Origin of the sequence: Protofrankia symbiont of Coriaria ruscifolia (assembly GCF_900634745.1) — a bacterium.
Taxonomy (GTDB): Bacteria; Actinomycetota; Actinomycetes; order Frankiales; family Frankiaceae; genus Protofrankia; species Protofrankia californiensis.
In genome coordinates this window covers 8,443-9,830 of sequence record NZ_CAAAFR010000012.1, presented here as the reverse complement: position 1 = coordinate 9,830, position 1,388 = coordinate 8,443, and the positions used below count along the sequence as shown (strand labels likewise).

At 67.9% G+C, this 1,388-nt stretch carries 3 pseudogenes; 1 reads left to right on the top strand and 2 read right to left on the bottom strand.

The features are described 5' to 3' along the window. Nucleotides 1-53: 53 nt before the first annotated feature. Nucleotides 54-768, top strand: a pseudogene (locus tag CV1CTNOD_RS01085) (IS6 family transposase). A gap of 45 nt (nt 769-813) precedes the next feature. On the opposite strand, the pseudogene CV1CTNOD_RS26080 reads toward CV1CTNOD_RS01085, so the two are convergent. Together CV1CTNOD_RS26080 and CV1CTNOD_RS25210 are read right to left on the bottom strand one after the other, a co-directional pair. Further along, nucleotides 814-1,112 (bottom strand): annotated as a pseudogene (locus tag CV1CTNOD_RS26080) (hypothetical protein); the annotation flags it as partial. Nucleotides 1,113-1,224: 112 nt separating this feature from the next. Then, nucleotides 1,225-1,388, bottom strand: a pseudogene (locus CV1CTNOD_RS25210) (IS630 family transposase); the annotation flags it as partial.

Genomic DNA, 1,388 nt, shown 5'->3' with positions numbered 1-1,388 from the left:
CGGCCGGGGGGTCTGTTGCATCCGCAGAATCCTTGGTCGGGCATGGTGGAGGGATGCGTCGACGTGCCGTCCGTCCACCGGTTCCGGTCTCGGAGTTCACCGGGTTCCGGTTCCCACCGGAGGGGAAGCGTGCTGGCGGTCCGCTGGTACCTGCGCTACGCGCTGCTGTCGTACCGGGACGTCGAGGAACTCCTGGCCGAACGCGGCCTGGTTGTCGATCATGTGACCGTGTACCGGTGGGTGCAGCGGTTCACCCCGCTGCTGATCGACGCCGCCCGGCCCTGCCGACACACCCCCGGAGATCGGTGGTTCGTCGACGAAACCTACGTCAAGGTCCCCGGAAAGTGGATCTACCTGTACCGGGCGGTCGACCTGGACGGGCAGGTCATCGACGTGCTCGCCTCCGACCATCGGGACCTGGTCGCGGCCCGGCGGTTCTTCACCCAGGCGCGATCCCATGGCGGTCGGCCGGTCGAGGTGACCACCGACCAGGCGGCGTCCTACCCGCGGGTGCTGGCCGAGCAGCTACCCGCCGCCCACCATGTCGATGCCCGGCGGGCGCACAACCGGATCGAGTCCGACCATAGCCAGCTCAAGGCCAGGCTGCGGCCGATGCGCGGATTGAAATGTTTCCGTTCCGCGCAGACGGTCAGTTCCGGGCACGCGTTCGTGCAGAACGTCCGCCGTGGCCACGACGAACTCGGTGTCGATGCCGACCCGCGGCTGCGGGTGTCGGCTGCTTTCGCCGAGCTCGCTCTGGCGATCTGATCAATATTCAGGCAGGGTCCGCCATGTCCTGCTTTCCCACAACGCAACAGCCCTGTTCGTGCTGTCCCGCCCGAGCCGCCGCTTGAGCTCCGCGACCTCGAGTTCCAGCTCCTCGACCCGTCCCCGCAGGCGCCGCCGCTCGGCCTGCCCCGCCCTGCCGCGTGGCGTTCGCCGCTGTCCTCGATCACTCGCCGCAGCTGGCTGTTCGCCGCCACTATCCGCTCGTTCGCCGCTGCCAGCCCGTTGTTCGCCTCAGCCAGCCGGTCGTTCAACGCCGCGAACTCCTCGACCCGCGCCTCGGCAGCCGTAAGACGCGACTCCAACGACGCGGACGGGTCAGCCACAGCCCCCGATCATCCCCGGCCAGCCGCCACGATCAAGCAACACCCCCAGCGTGTCTCCCCAACGCATACACCCAGGTCAACGAGCCACAACCCCGAACCCCTGAATGAATACCACGTAATGCCAGGATATCGATGTTCCGGTGGTACGTGTGATGTATTTGGCCATTTCCCGGCTCGACCAGTGCGACAGGCCAGTCTCCGTCGGCGGGGTGGTACGGGTCAGGGGGAGGACCTGGCTGCGGATCCGTACGGGTACCTGCTCCCGCGGCGCCCCAC